Annotated in this window: 26 protein-coding genes; 20 read left to right on the forward strand and 6 right to left on the reverse strand. The window is 43.2% G+C overall.

The annotated features are described in order from the left end of the window. The first annotated feature begins 579 nt into the window (after positions 1-579). Positions 580-1,521 carry a 23S rRNA pseudouridine(955/2504/2580) synthase RluC gene (gene rluC, locus ELZ11_RS12625; protein WP_137357773.1) on the forward strand — a complete coding sequence of 314 codons (942 nt, stop codon included), beginning with the start codon at positions 580-582 and terminating at the stop codon, positions 1,519-1,521. A 41-nt stretch (positions 1,522-1,562) separates the two neighbouring features. Here the strand turns inward: rluC and ELZ11_RS12630 are convergent, their stop codons facing one another. Next, positions 1,563-2,144, reverse strand: coding sequence for a Maf family protein (locus ELZ11_RS12630; RefSeq protein WP_137357774.1), 582 nt, complete (start codon positions 2,142-2,144; stop codon positions 1,563-1,565). Positions 2,145-2,293: 149 nt separating this feature from the next. Between ELZ11_RS12630 and yceD the strand changes: the two genes are divergently transcribed. The 15 genes from yceD (at position 2,294) to ELZ11_RS12705 (ending at position 15,251) form a co-directional block, all read left to right on the forward strand. Next, the gene (yceD, locus tag ELZ11_RS12635; RefSeq protein WP_137357775.1) at positions 2,294-2,821 is read left to right on the forward strand and encodes a 23S rRNA accumulation protein YceD; all 528 of its coding nucleotides are present in this window, start codon (positions 2,294-2,296) and stop codon (positions 2,819-2,821) included. Between the two features lie 35 nt (positions 2,822-2,856). Continuing rightward, positions 2,857-3,027, forward strand: a complete 171-nt coding sequence (gene rpmF / locus ELZ11_RS12640; RefSeq protein ID WP_004414666.1) for a 50S ribosomal protein L32 — start codon at positions 2,857-2,859, stop codon at positions 3,025-3,027. Between the two features lie 9 nt (positions 3,028-3,036). After that, a complete protein-coding gene (plsX, locus tag ELZ11_RS12645) occupies positions 3,037-4,062 on the forward strand; it encodes a phosphate acyltransferase PlsX (protein WP_137357776.1) in 1,026 nt (341 codons plus the stop codon). Between the two features lie 5 nt (positions 4,063-4,067). Further along, entirely contained in the window at positions 4,068-5,018 is a 951-nt protein-coding gene (locus ELZ11_RS12650; RefSeq protein WP_137357777.1) for a beta-ketoacyl-ACP synthase III, read from the forward strand. A 79-nt stretch (positions 5,019-5,097) separates the two neighbouring features. Further along, positions 5,098-6,021 carry an ACP S-malonyltransferase gene (gene fabD, locus ELZ11_RS12655; RefSeq protein WP_137357778.1) on the forward strand — a complete coding sequence of 308 codons (924 nt, stop codon included), beginning with the start codon at positions 5,098-5,100 and terminating at the stop codon, positions 6,019-6,021. A 24-nt stretch (positions 6,022-6,045) separates the two neighbouring features. Next, positions 6,046-6,780: a 3-oxoacyl-ACP reductase FabG gene (gene fabG, locus ELZ11_RS12660; protein ID WP_167494686.1), complete on the forward strand. Its 735-nt coding sequence runs from the start codon at positions 6,046-6,048 to the stop codon at positions 6,778-6,780. 166 nt (positions 6,781-6,946) lie between these two features. After that, positions 6,947-7,180 (forward strand): acyl carrier protein, encoded by a 234-nt coding sequence (gene acpP, locus ELZ11_RS12665; protein WP_004737381.1) that lies wholly within the window; start codon positions 6,947-6,949, stop codon positions 7,178-7,180. Positions 7,181-7,274: 94 nt separating this feature from the next. Next, the gene (gene fabF, locus ELZ11_RS12670) at positions 7,275-8,519 is read left to right on the forward strand and encodes a beta-ketoacyl-ACP synthase II (RefSeq protein WP_137357780.1); all 1,245 of its coding nucleotides are present in this window, start codon (positions 7,275-7,277) and stop codon (positions 8,517-8,519) included. A gap of 84 nt (positions 8,520-8,603) precedes the next feature. Then, the gene (pabC, locus tag ELZ11_RS12675; RefSeq protein ID WP_137357781.1) at positions 8,604-9,407 is read left to right on the forward strand and encodes an aminodeoxychorismate lyase; all 804 of its coding nucleotides are present in this window, start codon (positions 8,604-8,606) and stop codon (positions 9,405-9,407) included. After that, the gene (mltG, locus tag ELZ11_RS12680) at positions 9,404-10,420 is read left to right on the forward strand and encodes an endolytic transglycosylase MltG (RefSeq protein WP_137357782.1); all 1,017 of its coding nucleotides are present in this window, start codon (positions 9,404-9,406) and stop codon (positions 10,418-10,420) included. The genes pabC and mltG overlap by 4 nt, the downstream gene beginning before the upstream one ends. A gap of 9 nt (positions 10,421-10,429) precedes the next feature. Next, on the forward strand, positions 10,430-11,068 hold the full coding sequence (gene tmk / locus ELZ11_RS12685) for a dTMP kinase (protein ID WP_137357783.1): 639 nt from the start codon (positions 10,430-10,432) through the stop codon (positions 11,066-11,068). A 2-nt stretch (positions 11,069-11,070) separates the two neighbouring features. Beyond that, complete coding sequence (gene holB / locus ELZ11_RS12690) at positions 11,071-12,036, forward strand: DNA polymerase III subunit delta' (protein WP_137357784.1); 966 nt, start codon at positions 11,071-11,073, stop codon at positions 12,034-12,036. Beyond that, entirely contained in the window at positions 12,027-12,794 is a 768-nt protein-coding gene (locus ELZ11_RS12695) for a TatD family hydrolase (protein WP_137357785.1), read from the forward strand. Before holB ends, ELZ11_RS12695 begins: the two co-directional genes overlap by 10 nt. Before the next feature lie 444 nt (positions 12,795-13,238). Further along, the gene (ptsG, locus tag ELZ11_RS12700) at positions 13,239-14,669 is read left to right on the forward strand and encodes a PTS glucose transporter subunit IIBC (RefSeq protein ID WP_137357786.1); all 1,431 of its coding nucleotides are present in this window, start codon (positions 13,239-13,241) and stop codon (positions 14,667-14,669) included. Positions 14,670-14,846: 177 nt separating this feature from the next. Beyond that, complete coding sequence (locus tag ELZ11_RS12705; RefSeq protein WP_137357787.1) at positions 14,847-15,251, forward strand: hypothetical protein; 405 nt, start codon at positions 14,847-14,849, stop codon at positions 15,249-15,251. 81 nt (positions 15,252-15,332) lie between these two features. Here ELZ11_RS12705 and ELZ11_RS12710 read toward each other — a convergent pair whose 3' ends face one another. From ELZ11_RS12710 to ELZ11_RS12720, 3 genes are all read right to left on the reverse strand, one after another. Next, positions 15,333-15,431 carry a methionine/alanine import family NSS transporter small subunit gene (locus tag ELZ11_RS12710; protein ID WP_137357788.1) on the reverse strand — a complete coding sequence of 33 codons (99 nt, stop codon included), beginning with the start codon at positions 15,429-15,431 and terminating at the stop codon, positions 15,333-15,335. 2 nt (positions 15,432-15,433) lie between these two features. Continuing rightward, on the reverse strand, positions 15,434-16,894 hold the full coding sequence (locus ELZ11_RS12715) for a sodium-dependent transporter (protein ID WP_137357789.1): 1,461 nt from the start codon (positions 16,892-16,894) through the stop codon (positions 15,434-15,436). A gap of 503 nt (positions 16,895-17,397) precedes the next feature. Next, the gene (locus tag ELZ11_RS12720; protein ID WP_137357790.1) at positions 17,398-17,991 is read right to left on the reverse strand and encodes an outer membrane protein; all 594 of its coding nucleotides are present in this window, start codon (positions 17,989-17,991) and stop codon (positions 17,398-17,400) included. A gap of 145 nt (positions 17,992-18,136) precedes the next feature. Here ELZ11_RS12720 and cydH point away from each other — a divergent pair, with 145 nt between their 5' ends. Both cydH and ELZ11_RS12730 read left to right on the forward strand, forming a co-directional pair. Continuing rightward, entirely contained in the window at positions 18,137-18,226 is a 90-nt protein-coding gene (gene cydH / locus ELZ11_RS24095; RefSeq protein WP_137357791.1) for a cytochrome bd-I oxidase subunit CydH, read from the forward strand. A 45-nt stretch (positions 18,227-18,271) separates the two neighbouring features. Continuing rightward, positions 18,272-19,414 (forward strand): patatin-like phospholipase family protein, encoded by a 1,143-nt coding sequence (locus ELZ11_RS12730; RefSeq protein ID WP_137357956.1) that lies wholly within the window; start codon positions 18,272-18,274, stop codon positions 19,412-19,414. A 40-nt stretch (positions 19,415-19,454) separates the two neighbouring features. Here ELZ11_RS12730 and pyk read toward each other — a convergent pair whose 3' ends face one another. Next, positions 19,455-20,900 carry a pyruvate kinase gene (gene pyk / locus ELZ11_RS12735; protein WP_137357792.1) on the reverse strand — a complete coding sequence of 482 codons (1,446 nt, stop codon included), beginning with the start codon at positions 20,898-20,900 and terminating at the stop codon, positions 19,455-19,457. 304 nt (positions 20,901-21,204) lie between these two features. Between pyk and mlc the strand changes: the two genes are divergently transcribed. Together mlc and ELZ11_RS12745 are read left to right on the forward strand one after the other, a co-directional pair. Next, the gene (gene mlc, locus ELZ11_RS12740; RefSeq protein WP_137357793.1) at positions 21,205-22,422 is read left to right on the forward strand and encodes a sugar metabolism global transcriptional regulator Mlc; all 1,218 of its coding nucleotides are present in this window, start codon (positions 21,205-21,207) and stop codon (positions 22,420-22,422) included. Between the two features lie 173 nt (positions 22,423-22,595). Continuing rightward, positions 22,596-23,540, forward strand: a complete 945-nt coding sequence (locus ELZ11_RS12745) for a chemotaxis protein CheV (RefSeq protein ID WP_137357794.1) — start codon at positions 22,596-22,598, stop codon at positions 23,538-23,540. Positions 23,541-23,828: 288 nt separating this feature from the next. Here the strand turns inward: ELZ11_RS12745 and ELZ11_RS12750 are convergent, their stop codons facing one another. Beyond that, complete coding sequence (locus ELZ11_RS12750) at positions 23,829-26,906, reverse strand: error-prone DNA polymerase (RefSeq protein WP_137357795.1); 3,078 nt, start codon at positions 26,904-26,906, stop codon at positions 23,829-23,831. Positions 26,907-26,924 lie beyond the last annotated feature (18 nt).

A 26,924-nucleotide genomic window follows, 5' to 3' on the forward strand; every position in this document is an offset into this window, starting at 1 on the left:
TTTCTTTTATTTTCATAATTGGCTTGTCGCTTCGATTCGTTTCTCGTGGTGCCAGATCCCATGGCTTTATCGGTGCAGCCTCCCGGCTGGAAGGGATGCTCGTGGGCACGTCAGTCATCATAGGTATACAAACCTATGATCCGCGATGTGGCGGTGAATACTCAACACGAGAGAACGTGAGTAGAGCGACAAGGTAACTTAATTCATGGTGTCTTACGCCGATTGCAGCACTCTGATATTAAGTAGTCTACTCATTTATCCGCTTAGAAATGATTGATTGTATAATATGTAATCAAATCACTTGTAGCAGCTGTGAACTATAGCAGTGGTGGCTATTCACAGCAATCTGCTTTATTAGAAAGGGCTAAAAAAAATGGTTTTTATGCTAGTTTTGCTAGGTCTAACTCACTGTCTCTAAAATAGTTAATCAGCTTAGACTTAAATTAGCCGGAAACTTGTTTCTTTTTTGGTCTAAGAATCAAACAAATACGGTTAATAGTAGCGCTTGATGGCGAATTCGTATGACTATTTTTGCAAGAACGGATGATTAGAATGAGTTGGCAGTGATACAATAGTCGGATGAGCGAAATTAGAACTAAAGTCCAATTTGTCGATATCGATGAAGATATGGCTGGTCAGCGTATTGATAATTTCTTACGCAACCAATTGAAAAATATTCCTAAGAGCATGATTTACCGAATCGTGCGTAAAGGCGAAGTTCGCGTAAACAAAAAGCGAATTAAAGCAGAATACAAATTAAAAGCAGGGGACTTGGTACGTATCCCTCCGGTGACGGTTCAAGAATCGACGGAAGACAAAGCGCCAAGCACTAAGCTAAATAAGGTATCTGAACTAGAGCATTGCATTATCTACGAAGATGATCATTTATTGATCCTTAATAAACCTTCGGGAACTGCAGTTCATGGCGGAAGTGGCCTAAAGTTCGGAGCAATTGAAGCACTACGTGCTTTGCGCCCTGACGCTCGTTTTCTAGAGCTCGTTCATCGCATTGACCGAGATACTTCAGGTATTTTACTCGTTGCGAAGAAACGTTCTGCATTGAGACATTTACAGGCTCAGTTCCGAGAGAAGACGGTGCAGAAATATTACTTTGCACTTGTTATGGGAGAATGGAAGAACAGTTGTCGTGTAGTGAATGCGCCGTTACTTAAAAATGAAGTTAACAGTATTGTTCGTGTGAACCCTAACGGTAAAGCCTCCGAAACTCGTTTTAAAGTGTTAGAAAAGTTCAAGGATGCAACCTTGGTTCAAGCGAGTCCTATAACCGGGCGTACACACCAGATCCGAGTTCATACTCAATACACAGGCCATCCAATTGCTTGGGATGATCGCTATGGCGATCGTCGATTTGATGCTTACACCGGTAAAGTTGGCTTGGATCGATTATTCCTTCATGCAGCTAACATTAAATTTGTTCATCCGGGTACAGAAGAGAAGATGGATATTTCAGCCCCAATGGAAAATAAGTTGGAAAAGGCGTTAAAAGGTTTACGCCAGTAAAAATTGAATCAAGGGTAGCCTAGCGCTACCCTTTTTCTTTCTTATAAAACCTTGAAATCAAACTTGGCCAATAAATCAATTAATTCAATCAAGGGTAGTCCAACCAACGAATTAGGGTCTTTCCCTTCAAGTTGACTAAATAAAGCGATTCCTAGCCCTTCGCTTTTGAAACTCCCCGCACATTGAAGAGGTTGTTCCTTTTCTACATAGGTTTCGATTTGAGTTTGGGTGAGATCTCGAAAGTGTACCTTGAACGTATCAACTATGGTTTCAGCTAAATTGGTCTCACTATTCCACACCGAAAGCCCCGTATAGAATGTGATAGTTTTGCCACTTTGGCGTTGCAATTGCTCGATCGCTTTATCAACGGAATGTGGTTTACCGACGATTTCTTCGTCTATCACACACACTTGATCTGAACCGACTACAAGGCTTGGTTGAGCAACGGAACACGATTTGGCTTTTTGTAGAGATAATCGAGACACGAGCTCTGTAGGTGTTTCATTGGGTAGCGGTGTTTCGTTGCAATTGGGTTTGGCTGCAATGAATTCAATTTGTAACTTTTTAAGCAATTCTTGTCTAAATGGCGATGTAGACGCTAAAACTAGTTGGTAATTTTTCATTTTAATTTACAATTCACATAAGCATTTGGAGCAGGATATCTTAAGTAACGTTGTTGCTCCTAATGCTCTGTATGGGAAAGGTAAAAAAGTATAACTTTTTTGCCATTTCCTTTGACTAAACTCGATTTGGAAGATAATATTCGCGCCCTATGCAAAAGGTAAAAATACCGCGAACGGTTGATCCCGCGAAAACCGCTCAGAAACGACTTGATATTAATGGCATCATTCAAATCAGTCTTTTCAAGCGTTTAAGCGAAGCAACTGAAGGCGTAAAACGTGACGCGCAAGTCTCATTGTCATTTGGGCTTGATGAACAACGACTAGTCGTTATCTCTGGTAAAGCTAACGTCGAAGTTGATTTAGAGTGTCAACGTTGTAATGAGGTTTTCGCACAAGAGTGCGATGTCGAATTTACTTATACTCCTGTTTACAGTGAGAAAAGTGAAGAAGAAGCACCGGAAGAGTACGATTTGGTAGATCTGAACGAGTACGGTGAATTAGACCTGATTCAACTTGTTGAAGACGAGTTCATCCTTGGATTGCCACAAGTAGCAATGCACGACGAAGCGAACTGTAGCGTTAACTCAAATAACTTGGTATTTGGTGAGCTTCCTGAAGAAATTGAGGAAGACAAAAAGCCGAATCCATTTGATGTTTTAAAAAGCTTAAAGAAGTAATTGCTTCTTTAAGAATTTACATAGGAGTAGGGTCAATGGCCGTACAAAAGAGCAAGAAATCACGTTCAATGCGTGGCATGCGTCGTTCACACGATGCGCTAACTACAGCTGCACTTTCTGTAGACGCAACTTCAGGTGAAACTCACCTACGTCACAACGTGACTGCTGAAGGTTACTACCGTGGCAAAAAGGTTATCAACAAGTAAGGTTGACCTTTGCAAAATATAACCGTTGCGCTTGATGCAATGGGCGGGGACTTCGGTCCTCGTGTTACAGTGCCTGCCGCCGTGCAGGCACTGTCGTATTTCCCAGAGCTAAAAGTTATTCTCATAGGTGATCAAAAAGCGATCACGTCTCAATTATCCTCATTAGGTCGAATGCCTGATTCTCGTTTGAGTATCCAGCATTGTGATCGAATTATTTCTAATTCAGAAAAACCTTCTTTAGCCTTGCGAAATAGCCAAGGTAGTTCGATGCGAGCCGCAATCGATCGAGTCGCCGATTCTACCGCTGATGCGTGCGTGAGCGGAGGTAATACCGGTGCTTTAATGGCACTGTCTCGTTTTCGTCTTAAGCTATTACCTGGCATCGATAGGCCCGCTTTAGTTTCAGCTTTGCCAACAGCATCCGCGAATAAAACCTGGATGTTGGATCTCGGCGCGAACGTATCGAGCGATGCGGATTCTCTGTTTCAATTTGCTGTGATGGGCAGTGCTCTAGCTGAGCAACACTTAGGCCGACCAGCGCGTGTCGCAATATTGAATATCGGTGCCGAAGAAATTAAAGGCAATGACCTTGTTAAGCGTTGTGCTGAAATGCTTTCTCAAACGCAGTCAGTCCATTTTATCGGCTATATTGAAGGTAATCAGTTATTACAAGATGCTGCCGATGTGGTGGTATGTGATGGCTTTGTAGGCAATATTTGTCTAAAAACTTGCGAAGGTACCGCTCAGCTCTTTATTGATAAGCTAAAAACAAGCATGATGGCTTCAACTATTAAGGGTTGGATTGCTAGAAAGTTGTTTTCTGAGCTATTTACCGAATTAAAAACATTGAACCCCGACCAGTATAACGGCGCAAGTTTGCTAGGATTGCGCGGCATTGTCATTAAAAGTCATGGAAGTGCTGATGTATCTGCGGTCGTCAACGCAATTGGCGAAGCAGTGCACGAGGTCAAACGACAAGTCCCCAGCCGTATTAGCGATCGTTTGGAAGCGGTTTTACTCGAGAGGCATTATTAGTCTTCATGTATAGCAAAATTTTAGGTACTGGCAGCTACTTGCCAACTCAAGTGCGTACAAACGCAGACTTAGAGAAAATGGTAGATACTAGTGACGAGTGGATCGTTGCTCGAACAGGAATTAAAGAGCGTCGTATCTCAGCTGAAAACGAAACAGTTGCAGATATGGCGTACTATGCTGCTGAAAATGCGATTGAAATGGCTGGAATTGATAAGAACGATATCGACCTTATCATTGTAGCAACCACGAGTAGTAGCCACACTTTTCCGTCTTCTGCATGTCAGGTACAAGGAAAGCTCGGGATTAAAGGCTGTCCGGCATTTGATTTAGCTGCAGCATGTTCTGGCTTTGTGTACGCATTATCAGTCGCTGACCAGCATATCAAATCAGGTATGTGTAAAAACGTGTTGGTTATCGGTGCAGACGCTTTATCAAAGACTTGTGACCCTACTGACCGCTCAACCATCATTCTATTTGGGGACGCTGCTGGTGCAGTAGTCGTTGGCGCAAGCGAAGAACCAGGTATTTTGTCTACTCATATTTATTCAGATGGACAGTTTGGTGAGCTACTAAGTTTAGAAGTCCCTGAGCGTGGCGGCGATGCTGACAAATGGTTACATATGGCAGGCAATGAAGTATTTAAAGTAGCTGTTACACAGCTTTCGAAGCTAGTTAAAGATACTTTGGCTGCGAACAATATGGATAAGACTGAGCTTGATTGGTTAGTCCCTCATCAAGCGAACTACCGTATTATCTCTGCAACAGCTAAGAAGCTGTCAATGTCTCTAGACCAAGTAGTCATTACTTTAGACAAACATGGTAATACGTCTGCTGCGACCGTTCCTACTGCGTTGGATGAAGCGGTTCGAGACGGGCGAATTAAGCGCGGTCAAACTCTGCTACTAGAGGCGTTTGGCGGCGGATTTACTTGGGGCTCGGCGCTAGTCAAGTTCTAAACAATAAAGAAAAATGTAAATGAAGGCACATCAATATGTGCCTTGTTCAATTATTTGCGTTGCTTAAAGGAAAATTACAATGAGCAAGTTTGCTATCGTATTCCCAGGCCAAGGTTCTCAAGCTATCGGTATGCTTGCTGACCTAGGCGAACAGTATGATGTTGTAAAACAGACATTCGCTGAAGCTTCAGAAGCACTTGGTTACGATCTATGGGCGTTAGTTCAAGATGGCCCTGTGGAAAATTTAAATGAAACTTTCCGTACTCAACCGGCTCTACTAACAGCGTCTGTTGCAATTTGGCGTGTATGGCAAGAACTTGGCCTAGAGCAGCCTGCAAACTTAGCGGGTCACAGCCTAGGTGAGTATTCTGCACTAGTATGTGCTGGCGTTATCGATTTTAAAGAAGCGATCAAGCTGGTTGAACTACGTGGTCAACTAATGCAAGAAGCGGTTCCTGCAGGTGTTGGTGCAATGTACGCGATCATCGGTCTAGACGATGAAGCGATTGCGAAAGCGTGTGAAGAAGCTGCGCAGAGCGAAGTTGTTTCTCCAGTGAACTTCAACTCTCCTGGTCAAGTTGTTATCGCGGGTAACAAAGCGGCAGTTGAGCGTGCTGGAGCACTATGTAAAGAAGCGGGCGCTAAGCGTGCTCTTCCTTTACCTGTTTCTGTGCCATCTCACTGCGCACTAATGAAACCTGCAGCAGATAAACTAGCGGTAGCTCTAGAAGCTCTAGAGTTCAACACACCAGCGCTACCTGTTATCAATAACGTTGATGTTGTTGCTGAAACAGACCCTGCAAAAATTAAAGATGCACTTGTTCGTCAACTTTATAGCCCAGTTCGTTGGACTGAAGGCGTGCAAGCGATGAACGAGCAAGGTGTTGAGAAGTTATTTGAATTAGGTCCTGGTAAAGTTCTTACTGGTCTAACAAAACGAATTGTGAAAACTATGACAGCTGCAGCGGTAAACGATACTGCTACTTTAGAAGCTGCTAAGTAAATAACCACTTAAAGAGAAGTTATGATGAATTTAGAAGGCAAAGTTGCGCTAGTTACTGGCGCGAGCCGTGGTATTGGTCGTGCTATCGCTGAACTTTTAGTTGAACGTGGCGCTAAAGTTATTGGTACTGCGACGTCAGAAGGCGGCGCTGCTGCAATCAGTGAGTACCTTGGCGAAAACGGTAAAGGTCTTGCGCTTAACGTGACAGATGTCGACTCAATTGCTGCAACATTGAAAACAATCAATGATGAGTTTGGCGCGATCGATATTCTGGTTAACAATGCAGGTATCACACGTGATAACTTACTTATGCGTATGAAAGATGACGAGTGGAACGATATCATCGATACGAACCTAACGCCTATCTACCGTATGTCTAAAGCGGTTTTGCGTGGCATGATGAAAAAACGCGAAGGCCGTATCATTAACGTTGGCTCTGTAGTTGGTACTATGGGTAACGCTGGTCAAGCAAACTACGCAGCAGCTAAAGCTGGCGTTATTGGCTTCACTAAGTCTATGGCACGTGAAGTGGCTTCTCGTGGTGTGACAGTGAACACTGTAGCTCCTGGTTTCATCGAAACTGACATGACTAAAGCACTAAATGATGACCAACGTGCAGCAACTTTGGCTAACGTTCCAGCAGGTCGTTTAGGTGACCCTCGCGAAATCGCTGAAGCTGTGGTATTTTTGGCGTCGCCTGCGGCAGCTTATATCACAGGTGAAACACTTCACGTCAATGGCGGTATGTACATGGTTTAAATTTTGTGCAACATTTGTGCATGATTTAAGTCAAAAATGTATGTAATTTCGGTTAAAATCGCTAAAATTGTGGTTTGACCAGAAAAGTTGGCCTTGCAACTTTTAATAGATTGAATAAACTACGGAAAACATCGCATAAAGCGAACTCTGTAAAGGAAAAGAAAAAATGAGCAACCTCGAAGAACGCGTAAAGAAAATCATTGTTGAACAACTAGGTGTTGATGAAGCAGAAGTTAAAAACGAAGCTTCTTTCGTTGATGACCTAGGTGCTGATTCTCTAGACACTGTTGAGCTAGTAATGGCTCTAGAAGAAGAATTCGACACTGAGATTCCAGATGAAGAAGCTGAGAAAATTACTACTGTTCAAGCTGCTATCGATTACGTAACTAGCGCTCAGTAATAATCTCTCCCAGGCGGTCACCTAGACCGCCTGTGTTTTATCTAGACTCATCTATCTCTCATCCAAATTATCTCAATCCCCGGAGTGTAAAATCGTGTCCAAGCGTCGTGTAGTTGTCACTGGCATGGGTATGTTGTCACCGGTAGGCAACACTGTAGAATCTTCTTGGAAAGCCCTGCTAGCTGGTCAAAGTGGTATCGTGAATATCGAGCACTTTGATGCAACCAATTTCTCAACTCGTTTTGCAGGTCTAGTTAAAGACTTTAACTGCGAAGAGTACATGTCTAAAAAAGATGCTCGTAAAATGGATCTATTTATCCAATATGGCGTCGCAGCAGGTGTTCAGGCACTTGATGATTCTGGTCTAACCGTTACTGATGAGAACGCACCACGTATTGGTGTGGCTATCGGTTCTGGTATCGGTGGTCTTGGTTTGATCGAAGCTGGTCACCAAGCACTTACTGAAAAAGGCCCTCGTAAAATCAGCCCATTCTTTGTTCCGTCAACGATCGTGAACATGATTGCTGGTCACATGTCTATTATGCGTGGCCTACGTGGTCCTAATATCGCTATTTCTACTGCATGTACGACTGGCCTTCATAACATTGGTCACGCAGCTCGTATGATAGCGTACGGCGATGCAGACGCGATGCTAGCGGGTGGTGCTGAGAAAGCATCTACACCTCTAGGTATGGGCGGTTTTGGTGCGGCTAAAGCACTTTCTACTCGTAACGATGAGCCTCAGAAAGCGTCTCGTCCATGGGATAAAGGGCGTGATGGCTTCGTTCTTGGCGATGGTGCTGGCATGATGGTTCTTGAAGAGTACGAACATGCTAAAGCACGTGGCGCTAAGATTTACTGTGAGCTAGTGGGCTTCGGTATGTCAGGCGATGCTTACCACATGACTTCTCCAAGTGAAGATGGTTCAGGTGGTGCATTGGCGATGGAAGCGGCGATGCGTGATGCAGGCGTAACTGGTGAGCAAATCGGTTACGTGAATGCACACGGTACCTCGACTCCTGCAGGTGATGTTGCAGAAGTTAAAGGCATCAAACGTGCTCTTGGCGAGGCTGGCTCTAAGCAAGTGCTGGTATCTTCTACTAAGTCGATGACTGGTCACCTTTTAGGTGCAGCAGGCTCTGCTGAAGCGATCATTACTGCTATGTCACTTGTTGACCAAATCGTTCCACCAACGATTAACCTTGATGACCCAGAAGACGATTTAGGTATTGATTTAGTTCCACACACAGCTCGTGAAGTTAGCAACATGGAATATGCTGCATGTAACTCATTTGGCTTCGGTGGCACTAACGGTTGTTTAATCTTCAAAAAGATTTAATCACCCGAGATAAGTCATAATTAGACTTGTTTTTGAACGGCTTGATGCTTAGCATTGAGCCGTTTTCTTTTTCTAGGGGCAAAAATGTATTGGGTAAACGGATTTCCTCAACAGGCAATAGATTTATCAGATCGTTCGTTTCAGTATGGTGATGGTTGTTTTACGACAATGCTGACCGTGCAAGGGGCGATTGAACATTTTGGTTACCATAAACAAAGAGTTGACGAATGCCTCGATGCTCTTGGTATTGAACGGCCTAATTGGCCCAAAATCGAGGTATGGCTGAAAGAGGCATCAATAAAAGTAGGTATCGCTGGACTAAAACTGCACATTAGCCGAGGTGAAGGTGGTCGCGGTTATAGTTCTACTCAGGTATCGTCATCAAACGTTACGATTAGCTCGTTTACATACCCTGCGCATTATCATCAAATACGAGCTAACGGGCTCAAGCTTGGCTCGTGCAAACAGCGTCTAGGCTTATCCCCAATGCTTGCAGGGCATAAGCATAACAACCGGTTAGAGCAGGTATTGCTAAAAGCAGAAATGGACCAAGCCGGCGAACTCGACGGATTGGCATTCGATATTAACGGTCACATCATTGAGACGACAATGGCTAACCTATTTTGGGTTAAGGATGGAGAATTATTTACTCCAGATTTATCTCTAAGTGGAGTGGCTGGTGTAATGCGTCGTTTAGTGCTTGATGTGACTAAGTTAGAGCATATTCCGGTACATATTGGTAACTTTACTGTAGAAGCGATTGAACAAGCGGACGAAGTGTTTATATCAAATTCAATTCTGGGGATAGCGCCCATTGTTTCAATACCTACTAAACAATACGCAGTTGGACCATTAACAAAGAGTCTTCAAGGAAAATTAAACTCGTGATCAAAAAAATTAGCATATTTGTTGTATTTAGCCTTTGTGTCGCTGCGGCCGGGGCGTATTACGCTTACACTCAAGCGCAGCAGTATTTGACACAGCAAATCAAAATCACTGAGCCTGAAGTGGTAACCGTCGCTTCTGGGACTAGCTTTCATCGCGTACTAAACCAATTGGTTGAAGCTGAGCTATTTGAAGCTTCACCCTATGCCAAATTAACCCGAAAGCTTCACCCTGAATTACTTGATGTGAAAGCTGGCACCTTTTTGCTTGAGTCAGGCTCATCGCTTAAAGATGTGTTAGAGCTATTAGTCGAAGGTAAAGAGCACCAATTTACGATTACTTTCGTGGAAGGTAGCCGCTTTGACGAATGGTTAGTGCAGTTGAAAGAGACCCAATATTTAACTCATACGTTAGATGGCTTGACTGAAAAACAGATCGCAGAAGAGTTAGGGATTGATCGCGATAAACTTGAAGGTTTATTCTTAGCCGAAACTTATCACTATACGTTTGGCACATCTGACATGGATCTGTTAAAGCGAGCTCATCGTAATTTGATGAATATAGTTAATGAGAAGTGGGAAGAAAAAGAACAAGGTTTACCGCTTAAAAACCCTTATGAAGCACTTATACTGGCATCAATTATTGAAAAAGAAACCGCAGTAGCCTCTGAAAGAGAGCGGGTTGCATCGGTATTCGTTAATCGCCTGAATAAGCGAATGCGTTTGCAAACTGACCCAACCGTTATTTATGGGATGGGTGACAAATATGACGGCAATATTCGCAAGAAAGATCTTCGCACGCCAACACCATACAATACCTACACGATAAATGGCCTACCACCGACGCCAATAGCCATGGCAGGTAAGGCTTCAATTGAAGCGGCTTTGAATCCAGAGAAGAGTAATTATCTATACTTCGTTGCAAGTGGTACTGGCGGGCACGTATTCTCGAAAAACTTAGCAGACCATAACCGCGCTGTTAGGGCCTACTTAAAACAACTTAGAAAGAACAAATAAGACCATAGAATGAATCAGTCAAAATTTATTGTCGTAGAAGGCCTAGAAGGTGCTGGTAAAAGCACTGCAATTAATGCAATTCTGGAAACTCTCCGTGAGTCAGGTGTAGAAAAGATTACTAACACTCGCGAGCCAGGCGGCACGGTACTAGCAGAAAAGATGCGTTCGTTAGTTAAAGAAGAGCATGAAGGTGAAAAGCTTCAAGACATGACCGAATTGCTTCTTATGTACGCAGCTCGAGTTCAATTGGTTGAGAACGTTATTAAACCAGCGCTTGCAGACGGTCATTGGGTCGTCGGCGATCGCCATGATATGTCATCTCAAGCGTATCAAGGGGGTGGACGTCAGCTTTCTCAAAGCACAATGTCTGCGCTTAAAACTACAACGTTAGGCGACTTCAAACCGGACTTAACTTTGTATTTGGATCTTGACCCTCGCGTTGGACTTGAGCGTGCTCGTGGCCGAGGAGAATTAGACCGAATCGAAAAAATGGATATCTCATTTTTCGACCGCACTCGTGAACGTTATCTAGAAATCGCTAATAGTGATGAATCCGTCGTTATTATTAATGCTCAGCAAGAAATCCAAAACGTTGCCGCTGATATTAAATCTGCGCTTTGTTCTTGGTTAGCGGCGCAACGGGCTTAATGATGCAGGACTTATATCCTTGGCTGGTACCGACATGGGATAGCTGGAAGCAACAGCTAGATAGTGAGCGAGTACCTAGGTCTATTTTGTTGTTATCACCTAGCGGTTTAGGTGTAGAGCAATTGTTAGATAGACTGGCCGCTGCTTTGATGTGCGTAAACTATGAAAGTGAAGCGTGTGGCTTTTGTCATAGTTGTGAACTGATGAAATCAGGTAGCCACCCTGATTTACATAAAATCACCCCAGAAAAAGAAGGCAAAGCGATTACTGTAGATCAAATTCGAGCAAGTAATCGCTGGGCGCAGGAGTCATCGCACTTAGATGGCTACCGACTGATTATTATTGATCCTGCTGAAGGCATGAACGAAGCGGCATCTAACGCGTTACTTAAAACCTTAGAAGAGCCTGCTGAGAAATGTATTTTCGTGTTGGTTTCTTCAAATAACAGTCGTCTTATGCCAACGATTGTCAGCCGTTGCCAGCAATGGAAAGTTTCTCAACCTGATACCAACACCGCTCAGACTTGGTTGGAAAGTAAAGCGGGTAAACCAGTTCCGAGTTTTCTTCTATCCTTGAATGACGGACTGCCGGTACATACATTAGCTATGATCGAAGATGGTAGTGTTGAGCAAGCCCAAAAGGTATTTGAAGGTTATGTGGAAGTGATCTCACGTCCAGGCTCTGATTTATTTGGTTATGTCAGCACACTGAATAAAGACCCTTCCAAGTTTTTAGGTTGGTTGTGGCATTTACTTATCGATACGCAGAAGCGTGCTTTTGCAGTCACAGGTGATGAGTTGATCCCGGAGAGTCTCGAACTTTCAAAGGTCATTACTTACCAACAGGCTTTTCAACGAACTCAATCTTTGCAGGCGTTGTTAGAACAGTTAAGGCTACACTCTGGGCTTAACTCAGAACTTTTAATTATGAATTGGCTGATTCAAGCTAGAGAGGAACCATGTTTGTAGACTCGCATTGCCATTTAGATAAGCTTGATTATCAAGAGCTACACACCAATGTTGATGACGTTATTCAAAAAGCACAGGCTGCAAATGTAAAGCAGCTATTGTCGGTTGGTGTAACGTTAGACTCGTTTCCTAATATGTTAGAAATGATCGCACCTTACGACAATGTACATGCTTCTTGTGGTGTACATCCGCTCGATGTTGAGAGTGATTTCGCTTTAGATCAGCTGCACCAATTTGCTCGTCATTCTAAGGTAGTAGCGATTGGTGAAACGGGTCTCGACTACCACTATCAACCAGAGACAGCAGAGCTACAAAAGTTACGTTTTGAACAGCAAGTAGAGCTAGCCGTTGATGTAAACAAGCCCCTAATTATCCATACGCGTAATGCTCGTGAAGACACGTTGTCTATTTTACGTAATGGTGGTGCAGATAAATGTGGTGGCGTTATACACTGTTTTACTGAAAATCAAGCGTTCGCCGAAGCCGCGATGGAACTGGGCTTTTATATCTCTATCTCGGGTATTGTTACATTCAGGCAAGCGACAGAGCTAAAAGAAGTGGTGAAGAACTTACCGCTAGAACGCTTGTTGATTGAAACGGATTCTCCATATTTGGCGCCGGTACCGCATCGAGGTAAACAGAATCAGCCTGCATATGTTGTCGAGGTTGCTGCGTATATTGCCCAGTTGAAAGGCGTATCACTTAGCGAGGTTGGGCAAAAAACGACCGAAAATTTCGAAAAACTTTTTTTGCGATAAAAATTGATTTTGGAATAAAAAAGGAGCGAAAGCTCCTTTTTTTGTGCGTGTCATCACTGATTGGATGCGGAAAAAGAATGTTTACTGAATATGTTGAAGTTGAGAGGGCGAATATTTAAATTTGTAATTTTGTTACTAAAAATAACATCCGCATCTATTTTATTTACCTGGTAAAATAAATAAGAGTTCAAATAATACCATTATAAATCAATGCTTTATATTGATGTAAAGGGTTGCATTACGTTTTTTTTCATGTGATCCAAGGCTACTTTTGAAACTAAATTTCGTAACTCTCTAGTAAGTCTAATCCACATCAATATATATTTAGCGGCAGAAAATATAATGCAATACATGGTTACATTTTCACTGGGTGCTAACATTTAGGCTACGGGGGTGTGCCGTTAGTACCCATATATTTATTATATCTTTATCAGGAGCATAAACATGTTTAAGAACCTTTTTGCTAGCCTGCAGAAAGTCGGTAAATCTTTGATGCTACCAGTATCAGTTTTACCAGTTGCGGGTATTTTGCTTGGTGTCGGCGCAGCAGACCTTTCATTTATTCCAGAAATTGTTTCTAACTTAATGGAACAAGCTGGTGGTTCGGTATTTGGTCAAATGGCACTACTGTTTGCAGTAGGTGTTGCACTTGGCTTTACTAACAACGATGGTGTTGCTGGCTTAGCAGCGATTGTTGGTTACGGTATTATGACAGCGACACTTGGTGTTATGGCTGGCGTGATGGGTGTTGAAAAAATCGATACTGGTGTACTAGGTGGTATCCTAGTCGGTGGTGTTGCTGCTTGGGCATTCAACCGTTTCTTCCGAATTCAACTTCCAGAATACTTAGGCTTCTTTGCTGGTAAACGTGCAGTGCCAATCATCACAGGTTTCTCTGCAATTGGCCTAGCTATTGTTCTTTCTATCGTATGGCCTCCAGTAGGTGGCGCGATTGCATCTTTCTCTGATTGGGCTGCTCACCAGAACCCACAGGTTGCATTCGGTATCTACGGTATCATTGAACGTTCTCTAATCCCATTTGGTCTTCACCACGTTTGGAACGTACCTTTCTTCTTCGAAGCTGGTACTTGTGTAAACGCTGCTGGCGAAACTCAAAATGGTGTTCTTACTTGTTACCTAGTTGCTGATGAAGCATCTCGTGCTGCAGGCAATGGCTTCGGTCAGCTAGCAGGCGGTTACATGTTCAAGATGTTTGGTCTACCAGCTGCTGCAATCGCAATTGCTCATTCTGCTAAACCAGAAAACCGCGCTAAAGTAATGGGTATCATGGCTTCTGCTGCGCTTACTTCATTCCTAACAGGTATCACAGAGCCAATCGAATTCTCATTCTTATTCGTTGCTCCAGTTCTTTACGGTATTCACGCTCTTCTAGCGGGTTCTGCATACGTACTATCTAACACACTAGGTTTTGTACACGGTACTTCTTTCTCGCACGGTTTGATTGACTTCTTAGTTCTATCTGGCAATGCGTCTAAGATGGGTCTGATGATTGTTTGTGGCCTTGCTTACGCAGCGATTTACTACATTGTATTCCGCACAGTAATCAAAGCACTAGACCTTAAAACTCCAGGTCGTGAAGACGAATCTGAAGCTGAAGTAACAGCAACGGGTTCTGAACTAGCGGGCGAGCTTGTATCTGCATTCGGCGGTAAAGCAAACATTACTGGTCTTGACGCGTGTATTACTCGTCTACGTGTTGCGGTTGCTGATACTGAGCAAGTCGACCAAGATCAACTTAAGAAACTAGGTGCAGCAGGTGTTGTTGTAGTAGCTGGTGGTGTTCAAGCTATCTTCGGTACTAAGTCTGATAACTTGAAAACTGACATGGATGAGTGGATTCGCAACAACGGCTAATCTATAAATTTCATCTAAAAAGGAGGCTATATGCCTCCTTTTTTAATACTTATGGTTTACGAAACTGACGTGCTTTTCATCACTGTCGTTCTTGTTTAAATGCTTACCTTTGTTTGACATTGGTGATTTTGAACTGTGTACAATTACGGTAGAAATTCATATTAAGTAAGGTTTCGAATGAATAAGTTTATTGCGCCAATTGCAGCTCTATCTCTTGTATCTCCCACTCTTTTCGCTGCAGATAATCCAGATCTTGAAGTTGGTATGGCAATCGACCAGCAGTTAAGTGTTGTCGTTGAATTAGATAATCAATACCGATTTACCGTTGGCAATGAAGGGGCTGCGTTTGATTACATTATTAAACGTGGTGACATAGAAGCAGATGTCCCAATTAGCTGGTATGTTGGCGTTGGTGGTTGGGGTGAGTGGGAAGATGACTTCGGTGCAAGAGTACCTCTTGGGGTGAAAGTGAATTTCCATGACGGTTGGAATGCGTATGCTCAAGTTCACCCAGAGTTAAATCTCTACACTGGCCCAGAGCTCCAAATTGGCGGGGCATTAGGTGTTACATACAAGTTCTAACGGTATGGTTGAAAATAGTCGTTTAGCAATAAAAAATGCCAGCATCATTTGCTGGCATTTTGCTTGATAGCTTAAGGATAATTACTGTTGTTTATCCATTGCTCGCTTGATACAGATAGCAGCGCCGCCCCAAGTAATCCCTAGGCCAAGTACCATCATAATAATTGCACTGGTAGTCATAATTAAGCTTCCTTCTTACTTGTAACATTGATGAGAACGCCAACCGCTAATAGACCAGCAATCATTACCCAACCAAGGGTTAGATCGTAGCCGCCGTATCCTTCTGTAAATAGTGCCTGTAACTTAGTCGCTAGAATAACCGCAAGCATTACTGGGGTTATGAAGCGTAGGCATACATTAAACCATGCACCAATAGTGAAATCAGAAATCTTGTTCACGTACTCGCGTACATCGCCGACTTTGTTCAATAGCCAAGCCATTAGAAGAATTTCAATGAAGCCACCAACCATGATACCCACGTTGTTTGCGAAGTGATCGACTAGATCAAGCAGTAATAAACCACCATTTGTTGCAAATGCCATAGACACCACAACACCTACACCAATAACTACGCTAGCTGCTTTTTTACGGCTCCAGTTTAGCTTGTCCATAATAGCCGAGGTGACTGCTTCCATAATTGAGATATGAGAGCTTAGACCTGCAACGACTAGCGCGAAGAAGAATAGAGGGCCAAGAATATATGGCGCTGGCAGTAGGTTTATTGCAGCAGGTAGAGTAACAAACGCTAGACCAACACCAGCAGTTACAACCTCAGTAAGTGGTTTTCCTTGCTCTTGAGCCATGTAACCCAACACAGAGAAAATCATGATACCAGCAAGAATAGAGAAGCCACAGTTGATCAATACCGTCATAAACGCGTTATTGGTAATGTCTGACTTTTCTGGCAAGTAGCTTGAATACGCTAACATGATTGCGAAACCAATACTTAGCGTGAAGAAAATTTGACCATATGCTGCAGCCCAAACTTTCACATCCCAGATTTTACTGAAATCAGGTTCGAACATGTAGTTCACACCGTCTAGCGCACCTGGTAGGAAAACCATGCGACCAATCAGGAGTACAACCATGATAAATAGTACAGGCATCATAACTTTAGATGCACGTTCGATACCGGCTTTCACACCTCCAACGATAGCAGCATAGGTAATAGCCCATGCTAGTAACATAGCGCCGGCAATGCCCCATTGAATGCTACCTAAATTAGTTGGTGAGTTGTCACCTAAACCTAAGTATTCGCTGAAGAAGAACGCATTGGTGTCTGTGCCCCAACTTTGGTTGAACGACATACCAAAGTAAGAAATAGCCCAACCAATTACCGCCACATAGTAAACGGCAATTACGGCAGCAACGCCAACTTGGAACCAGCCTAACCACTCAAACTTTGAGTTGATTCTAGCTAGAGTTGCCGGTGCAGAACCACGGTATTTTTGCCCCATGCTGAACTCAAGGATCATAAATGGGATACCAGCTGTTAGCATAGCAAATAGGTAAGGAATGAAGAATGCGCCGCCGCCATTCTCATAGGCCATATATGGAAAACGCCAAATGTTTCCTAGGCCAATAGCAGAACCAACCGCTGCAAGTATAAAACCCGCACGGGATCCCCACTGTTCTCGCTTCATAAGTAACTCCTTTACGACTTCTCTGAGGTATGAAGCTTTTCTATACGCGGTGCAATCAGAATGGGAGAGAAGCGAGACTGGAAATTGTCGTGATGCTTTACTCTATCATCCGTGATTAAGCAAAAGTGTAGTTTATTATTTTGTTTGCGCGTAGAAAACTCAGAGGAATATTCTTTAATTTTCGATGTGTGTTTGCAGGAACTGAAATATTCAGCTAATGCGTGGTGTTGAGACTACCGATTTCATAAAGTTAAAGCAATAGAATGGACATGTTGTGAATTTGATGCTGTCTAGTCGTTAAAGTGTTATTAATTGTAATTTTAGGAGGGATAGCTATGTTGCAGGTTGTTGGTTTGGTCTATATGTCTGGGTTGATAATATTTATCGGAATAATAAACTTTATTATAAAATAGAGTGTATGACTGAAAATCATACACTCTCTAGATAAAGTCCCCAATAATGTAAAGAATACTAATATCTATCGTCTGGTCTTATGTGTGGGATCAAAAATAGAAGTTGAGGCCTATACTGGCCTGGTATTGGTTCATCCAGTCGGTTTTAAACTTGATAACACAAGATTGTTGTGTTGTTGGGACGGTACAAGCACCCGATGTATCATTATCGACCACGGTTCCAAGCCAGCGCACTTGGCTGTTTAACGCGAAGTTATCCGTAAACTTATATTCAATCCCGCCGAATATTGAAGCCGAAAAGCCATATTTGTCCTTCGCCCAATCTACATCCACATAAGAACCACCAATACCTAGACCGAGATAAGTTGAGAATTTATCGTTTGCTGGGTAATAGATACTACTTTGAAAATGCAGGTATTGAATCGACGAGCTTAGTTTCAGCGTTTCTAATTCTGAACTTTGATTGGAATAGAATAAACCAATGCGACCTTTATCCATTGGCGTTTCAATAGCGAACGTAAAACTTTCAGAACCTTCCATATCATAGGTATTGAGTTCTTCATCTTGTACGCTACCTCCTCCCGTATAGCCAACTAGGGGAGTGAGTATTATCTGAGTGTCGGCGGACGCGTAAAACCCGGATGAGAGGCTTAGCAAAGTGAGTGTTTTTGCTATTTTTTTCATGGGGATATCCTTATCTAATCTCTGGCTAATTGTGATGCTTACATCAATATTGTGCGACTAATTTCGACGAATCTTGAAGATACTTCACACAGCTGATAATACTTTAGTAACAACTTGCAACACTTATAATAACGAAGAGGTGTCTATGGAACATGATCTAAAAAATGCTCTACAAATTACCGTATGTGTTTTCGCAGTTTTGCTGACATTCGGCATCATTGCGATCACTAGTTAGCCGTATCATAACCACTTGCTTATCACATGAGAGGCTTAGCTTATGATGAACAGTGGCTATGTAACGGAAAAAGAATCGGCAATAGACTTAGATTATTATTCGAAGTTTATTGTCGGTAAAACGGCGTTGGTCGCGCAAGGTGGTGGTCAGCGTGGTATTTTCACTTCTGGTGTTTTAGATGCTTTTCTGAAATCTAACTTTGATCCCTTCGACGAGTTTTACGGTACTTCTGCTGGCGCGTTAAATTTATGTGCCTATGTTTGCCGCGAGCCTGAATTGGGCAAATCTTTCATCCTCGATCTCACTACAGAGCCTGAGTTCTTCAACTTGTTCTCGTATATTCGCCACCGTAAAGGCCTTGGTCTAGAGTGGGCGTTTGAAAGGATCATGTCTTATCCCTATAAATTGGATCTTGATCTCGGGCGAAAGGTACTCGGTGATCGAAATATCTATGCAGCTGTGACAGATACTCAGCGACTCCATGATCACTATTTACCGCTGTTAGGTGAGGATTGGTACAAAGTTATGTTGGCCACTTGTGCCATTCCTAGGCTTTATACCGATGAAGTCGAAGTGGGTGGTCAATCGTATGTTGATGGCGGGGTGTCTGCTTGTATTCCTGTTCAAGAAGCATGGCGAAGAGCCGCACGTTCCATAGTTGTGATTCGAACAGAACCTTTGGTTGATGATCAGGATGAGGTAAACCCTGTGACGGATGCGCCTCCCGTAGAAGAGGTAGAGTGGTTCAAAGAATCTTTTAACAGCGTTCAAGATCAATGGCAGCAACGTGTCGAGCAATGGAAACTCGATTGGTCGTCGTTTTTCCAGCAACAAATTACTCGTTCTAAAGAACATAAGCGTGATCGTGAGCATTTGGATTTGCTTAATGGCGGGCGTTGGTTGTTCGGCGCAGATGATATTTATCGACTGAGCCATTTGGTTGGTGATAAGTTTGATTCCGGCTTAGCTGATATGTTGATGGTGCATTTTCAAACCTACTCTCTGACGCAGAATTTTTTGAATAATCCACCCGATGACACGTTTGTTATTCAAATTGCTCCGCAAGCCCCGCTTAAAGCCAGCTCATTGATGAGTACTAAAGAAGACCTTTTGCATGATTATCAGCAAGGGCTAGAGGCTGGTTATCAATTTATTGAAAACTACATAAAAGTAAAAAAGGCCAGATAATCTCATTTATCTAGCCTTTTAATTTCATTTGGTTTTTTTATTAAGTCACTGGCAAGATGCGCATGCAGTTTGTCGAACCTGCTACGTCCATAATGTCCCCTTGAGTAATGATCACAAGGTCACCAAATTTCAATAGCTTACGTTCTTTCAAAGATCTTAGTGTTTCTAACGCGATATCAAGGTCGTCTTCAATTTTAGTATCGAAATAGATAGGGGTCACACCACGATATAAAGCGCATCGGTTGAGTGTGCTTTCATTTCTCGACATCGCAAATATCGGAAGGTCTGAATTGAGGCGCGACATCATCAAGGCTGTGCGCCCAGATTCGGTCAGCGTAACCACTGCTTTGATTCCTTCCATGTGGTTGGCGGAATAGATAGTCGCCATCGAGATAGTTTCTTCGGCGGTAACAAAAGTCTTATTAATACGGTAAGTGGACTTGTTGACCTCTGCCATTTTTTCCGCGCCGACACATACTTCAGCCATCGACTTAACCGTTTCGATTGGGTATTGGCCTGCTGCCGTTTCTCCAGAAAGCATTACGGCATCGGTACCGTCCAATACGGCATTCGCGACATCCATCACTTCAGCACGAGTTGGCATTGGAGCCGTTATCATAGATTCCATCATTTGAGTCGCGGTGATAATGGTGCGATTCAAGGCTCTCGCACGACGTATCAACTGTTTTTGTACACCGACTAGTTCTGGGTCACCAATTTCTACTCCTAAGTCTCCACGGGCAACCATTACTACATCAGATGCCATGATGATGTCGTCCATGTTTTCGACAGAGGCTACGGTTTCAGCTCGTTCTACTTTGGCTACTAGGTGTGCTTCTAACCCGGCATCGCGCGCTAACCTGCGCGCATAATTCATGTCTTCCCCGTTACGAGGGAAGGATATTGCTAGGTAATCCACTTTTATTTGTGCTGCGGTGATAATGTCACGTTTGTCTTTGTCTGTGAGCGCTTCAGCGGATAATCCTCCGCCTTTTTTGTTGATGCCTTTGTTATTGGAGAGTGGGCCGCCAATCGTCACGCGAGTATGTACTTTGTTTGATTCGACATGAGTGACTTCAAGCTGAACACGTCCGTCATCAAGTAATAAGATGTCACCAGTCCCAACGTCATTGGGTAGTTCTTTGTAATCCAGGCCAACGGCGTCTTGATTACCTTCCCCTAAACCTAGATCACTATCTAGTGTGAATTTGTCACCGACGCTAAGTTGGATTTTTCCATCTCTAAAGGTGGAAACTCGAATTTTTGGGCCTTGTAAGTCCCCAAGTATGGCGACTTGTGTCCCCAGTTTTGCAGCAAGCATACGTACTTTTTCAGCACGCTTAATATGATCTTCACTGGTGCCGTGTGAAAAGTTCATACGTACCATATTGGCACCAGCTTTAATAATTTCTTCTAGGACATTATCTTTATCGGTAGATGGCCCTAAGGTTGTGACAATTTTCGTTTTTCTTAAATCAGCGGTCATTTGACTCTCCTTGACGGTAAGGCTGAATTAAGTATATGCATTAATTGAAATTTTTTTGGTGGGCAGTCGAAGTTATGAGGAATATTTCTTAGTGAAACGCGATCTAGAGATAATAAAAGATGTTTCATATCGAAAAAAAAGTAAAAAATAGTGTAGCTAACCAGTAACTTTCGATAAACAATTTGACTAGATACACAAACATTTACGTATATACGTGATGCCTGTCACGGCGATATACCAAAGCGCTTCACAATTACTTCGCAAAGTAAAAAAATTGCAGGGTTGATGATTTCTGGAGCGTAAAATGTACATGGCTCAACCGGGCCATATTGATCATATCAAACAGGTCAATGCTGGTCGTGTATACAAACTTATAGACCTTAAAGGTCCCATTTCTCGTATTGATCTTTCCAAACAGAGTGAGTTGGCTCCTGCGAGTATTACCAAAATTACTCGTGAACTCATCGAGGCACATTTAATTCATGAAACCACCGTTCAAGAGGCGACCAGTCGTGGGCGTCCTGCTGTTGGACTACAAACCAACAATGAAGGGTGGCAGTTTCTTTCGATGCGTCTTGGCCGTGGCTACTTAACTATTGCACTGCATGAGCTAGGTGGTGATGTACTAATCGATACTAAGATTGATATCCATGAGCGCGACCAAGAAGATGTATTGGCGCGTTTACTTCATGAAATTGATGAATTCTTCCAAACCTATTCTGAGCAACTGGATCGTGTTACGAGTATTGCAATTACTCTACCTGGCTTAGTGAATTCAGAGCAGGGTGTTGTGCTTCAAATGCCGCACTACAATGTCGAGAATTTAGCTTTAGGCCCAGAAATCTACAAAGAGACAGGGTTACCGGTTTTCATTGCGAATGACACACGAGCTTGGGCATTGGCCGAGAAGTTATTTGGTAATTCTCAAGATAACGATAACTCTGTACTGATTTCTATTCACCATGGCTTGGGCGCAGGTATTATTCTTGATGGCCGCGTGTTGCAAGGTCGTCACGGTAATATTGGCGAACTGGGTCACATTCAAATCGATAAAAACGGTAAGCAGTGTCATTGTGGCAACCGAGGTTGCCTTGAAACCGTAGCAAGTTCTCAGGCTATTCGTGAAGAAGTGATGGAGCGTATTGCTAACGGCGAAGCTTCTAGCTTAAGTGAATTGGAAGAGGTCACAATCGAAAGTGTGTGCTCAGCGGCTGCTGAAGGTGATGAGCTGGCGGTTGATGTGATTGAAAAGCTTGGTCAATATTTAGGCTCGGCGATTGCAATTGTCATTAACTTATTTAACCCAGAGAAAATCCTTATTGGCGGTGTCATTAACCAAGCTAAAGAGATTTTGTACCCTGCCATTCAGCAATGTATTGAAGAGCAAAGTTTACCGGTTTACCACCAGGATTTAGAGCTGGTTGAGTCTCGATTTTATAAACAAGCAACCATGCCAGGCGCGGCTCTGGTTAAGCAAGCATTGTATGACGGGCAGCTACTTATGAAAGTAATTGAGGGGTAATGTGTTTTAGATCTGATATTACACATACCAATTAGTTTATATATTCTCCTGCTCTCTTGTTTGCCCTACTATTTTTATCAGTATCTTCAAGAATATCTTTAATTACGACCTTTGCCTAAGCTGCATGACTTAGGCTATGGTAATTAGAGTTATTATTTTCACTAGGATGTTGTATGTCTGGAGTTTTGAACTCGGTTGACCAAAGAACAAAACTGGTCGGTGAAAACCGTCTAGAACTCTTGCTGTTTAGTTTAAATAGTATGCAATTATTTGCGATCAATGTATTTAAAGTAAAAGAAGTATTAAAGGTGCCGCCTTTAACTAAGTTGCCAGGCTCTCATCATCATATTACAGGTGTTGCTTCTTTAAGAGGTGAGTCTGTTCCTGTCATTGATTTACGTAGCGCTATCGGTTTTCCACCATCGCATGACGATTCTCTCGAGCACAACTTAATTATTACTGAATACAACCGAAGTGTTCAGGGCTTTCTTGTTGGGCAAGTTCGTAACATTGTGAACACCACATGGACAGAAATCCAGCCGCCACCGAAAACAACGGGTCGCTCAAATTACCTTACTGCTATTACGCAAATTGAAGACAGTAATAAGCAGAGCAAAATCGTCGAAATTATTGATGTCGAAAAAGTTTTAGCCCAGATTATTGATTATGATGTGTCGATTTCAGAAGGGGTGTTAGATGAGAATCTTGCACCGCAAATGATCGGACGTAATGTTCTGATTGTTGATGACTCTTCAACGGCTCGTAATCAGGTGAAAGGAACCTTGTCCCAACTTGGCTTGAATATTATTGAGTGTAGGGATGGCCTAGAGGCGCTGAATTTACTGAAATCTTGGTGTGATGATGGCAGAGATATCTATCAAGAATTGCTCCTTATGATCACCGATGCGGAAATGCCGGAAATGGATGGCTACAAGTTGACTCATGAGGTACGTAGCGATCCTAGAATGCAAGATTTGTTTATCACGCTGAATACGTCACTAAGTGGTAGCTTTAATGAAGCGATGGTCGAAAAAGTAGGCTGTAACCGCTTTATTTCAAAGTTCCAACCAGACTTGCTGGTAGAGGTGGTACAAGATCGGATGCGTCAAATTATTTAATGGGACTGCATTCCATTTATAAAGCGTGACGATAATACCTTCACTTGTTATATTTGGAATGTATGATTTCAAAAATCGTGCACAACTATCTAGCGTAACTTTTCATCAAATTTTAAGGTAGTTCCTAAAGAATGATATGGCTAACTTCGAAAGTCGTAATGACTTTGAGCTTGTTACTATATAGGGAATTTAAGAAAAGACGTACGGAAGCTGAAGCTGAGTAACTTCTCAGCGCATTGAATATAAAGGGAGGCTTGCCTCCCTTTTCGCTTTTTTGGCGTTTATGAATTAATGGAAATCTCGAGAGCGAGTTTTGAGGTTTTCTAAGTGCTCAGTCATGTTAATGAGCCTGCCCGCGATGACGTGCACGACTTGCCCCTCCCGTTCTAATATTCCTTTTACCTTTAGCACCTTTGCAGTGAGATAAGCTTGTTTCTGTGCTCGAGCTGTTGCCCCCCAAACCACAACATTAATGTTGCCTGTATCATCTTCTAAGGTGAAAAAGGTTACGCCAGCGGCTGTGCCTGGTGATTGTTTTCCTGTGACAATCCCAGCTACAGTCACTAATGATTTATGTGGCACGTTATTCAGCTGATTGAGGCGTAGGAACTGCCCAAGGCAGCCAGCCTCGTCCAATAATGTTATCGGATGTTTGTTTAAGGTCACTCCGGTGCTAGAAAAGTCTTCAATTAAGTTCTGCATTTCATTGGGTTGATGGTCGTAATGGTTAGCTTCTTCCTCTAGCTGCCTGAATAGCGGTAGATCATTGGCGGAATCCATCATATTCCAACGGGTCTTATAACGGTTTCCTGATAAAACCTGCATAGCGTTGGCCGAAGCCAGTAATTCGATATCTTTTCGGCTAATCGATAATTGTTTTACTTGGTTCAAATATGAATAGCCTTGCGGTGGTCTATTCACAAGCACGCTATCAATCGCTTGTTGGCTAAGTCCCTTAACCATACGAAAGCCTAACTGTATTGAGGCAGTGTTTTGCTGCATGACCACACAATGATCACTTTGTGACTGGTTGATACATACCGGGAGTATCTTCACACCATGCCGCTGAGCATCTTGAACGAGCTGTGAGGCGCTGTAGAAGCCCATAGGCAAGCTATTAAGTAGTGAGGTGTAGAAGCACTCCGGATAATAGAACTTTAGCCATGCAGAGCAGTAGGCGAGCACTGCGAAGGAAGCAGAGTGGCTTTCAGGAAACCCGTATTCACCAAAACCGCAGATTTGCTCAAAAATACGTTCAGCAAAAGATAACTCATAACCTCGGCTTTGCATGCCATCGATGAGCTTAGATTTAAATTTGAACAAATCTCCCGACTTCTTCCAAGCAGCCATAGCGCGTCTTAGCTTGTCTGCCTCACCACCAGTAAAGCCTGCGGCAACCATCGCAAGTTTGATGACTTGTTCTTGGAAGATGGGTACGCCCATAGTTCTCGAAAGGACGGATTTGACTTCTTCTGAAGGGTACTCAATAGGTTCGATACCATTTCTACGTTTGAGAAAAGGGTGAACCATATCGCCTTGAATTGGCCCCGGGCGAACAATCGCAATTTGTATGACCAAGTCATAATAGTTGGCGGGTTTGAGCCTTGGAAGCATGCTCATTTGTGCTCGGGACTCGATTTGGAATACGCCAATCGTATCGGCATTTTGGATCATGGCATAAACATTAGGATCGTCTTGTTGACGAGTAATATCAGCAATGGTTAGCTCTTGTTTGTATAAGCTTTTGACCAGTGAAAAGCATTTGCGGATTGCAGAGAGCATCCCTAGCGCGAGCACATCGACCTTCAATAAACCGAGTGCTTCTAAGTCATCTTTATCCCACTGGATGATGGTGCGATCAGGCATTGCCGCGTTTTCCACCGGTACCAGTTCATACAAAGGACCTGAAGAGATAACGAAGCCTCCGACGTGTTGGGATAAATGGCGGGGAAAACCCATTAGTTCGTTGACTAAATGGATAAACTGTTGCCCCTTTAAGGAGTCGGTTTCAAGCCCCAGTTGAACAATCTGAGCTTGCCATCCTTGGCTTCGATCTCGTCGGTTAATATTCTTAATAAAATAGTCCAACTGAGTTTCTTGAATACCTAGAGCTTTACCTACATCGCGCACTGCACTTTTGAATCGATACGAAATCACGGTAGCAGCCAATGCGGCTCTTTCTCTGCCGTATTTCTTATAGATGTATTGAATGACTTCTTCGCGTCTTTCATGCTCAAAGTCGACATCGATGTCTGGCGGTTCATTACGCTCTTTACTGATGAAGCGTTCAAATAGAACGGAAATCTGTCGAGGGTCGACGGACGTGATTTCTAAGCAGTAACACACCACAGAGTTGGCTGCCGAGCCTCGACCTTGATAGAGGATACCCTGCCGCTTGGCAAACATGACAATGTCATGAATGGTGAGAAAAAAGAAAGGGTAGTCGAGCTCTGCGATTAAAGAGAGCTCCTTTTCTATTGTTTGTGCAATAGAAACGGGAACGCCGTTTGGGAAGCGCAATGTTTTGCCATGTTCTACTAGCTTTGTTAAGTAGCTCATTGGCGTTTCCCCCCTAGGAATCAATTCACTAGGGTATTCATATTTGAGTGTCGCTAAGTCAAAGTCACATAACGTTGCTATGTGAATACTTTCTTCTAACCATTCTTCCTTAAATATGTGGGCGAGTTTGCTGGTGGCGCGTAAGCTACGCTCTGTATTAGAAATAAAATGTTCGCCAAGCTGGGCAATCTCGCAATGGTGTTTGATTGCCGTGAGTGTGTGTTGCAGTGGTAAACGGTTGGCGTTATGCATGACGACACCGCCGCACGCCGTGATAGGGATATGCAGTTGAGTTGCGATACTTGTACAGTGCTGAATGTATGCGTCATCTTGTTGCTTTAAATGACGTTGTAGCCCTAGCCATAACCTCTGCGAGTGGTGTTGCTGCAGCCAGTTTGCCCAATGATGGTCACTGGATTGATGTTGGGGAAGCCAAATCACCAAGCAATGCTTTATGGACATGATGTCCCATTCCGATAGCTGGTAAGCTCCTTTCTCGCTGCGGCGACGGGCATTGGTAATAATGCGGCAAAGCTCGGCATACGCTTGGCGGTTTGGGCAAAGCAATACGAATTGGCACTCATCGTTGAGCCAGAACATACTGCCGACAATAAGTTGAACGGATAACTCATGTTGCTGAATAGCAGCGTGCGCTTTAACGATACCCGCCACTGAGCATTCATCAGTTATAGCGATGGCTTTATAACGTAGAAAGTCGGCTTGTAATACTAGCTCCTCTGCATGAGAAGCTCCTTCGAGAAACGAGTAATTACTTTGGCAAAAGAGCTCGGCATATTTGGTAGTCATGAAGGCTCCTAAACAAAT

The organism is Vibrio profundi (genome assembly GCF_005281835.1).
Classification (GTDB): domain Bacteria; phylum Pseudomonadota; class Gammaproteobacteria; order Enterobacterales; family Vibrionaceae; genus Vibrio; species Vibrio profundi.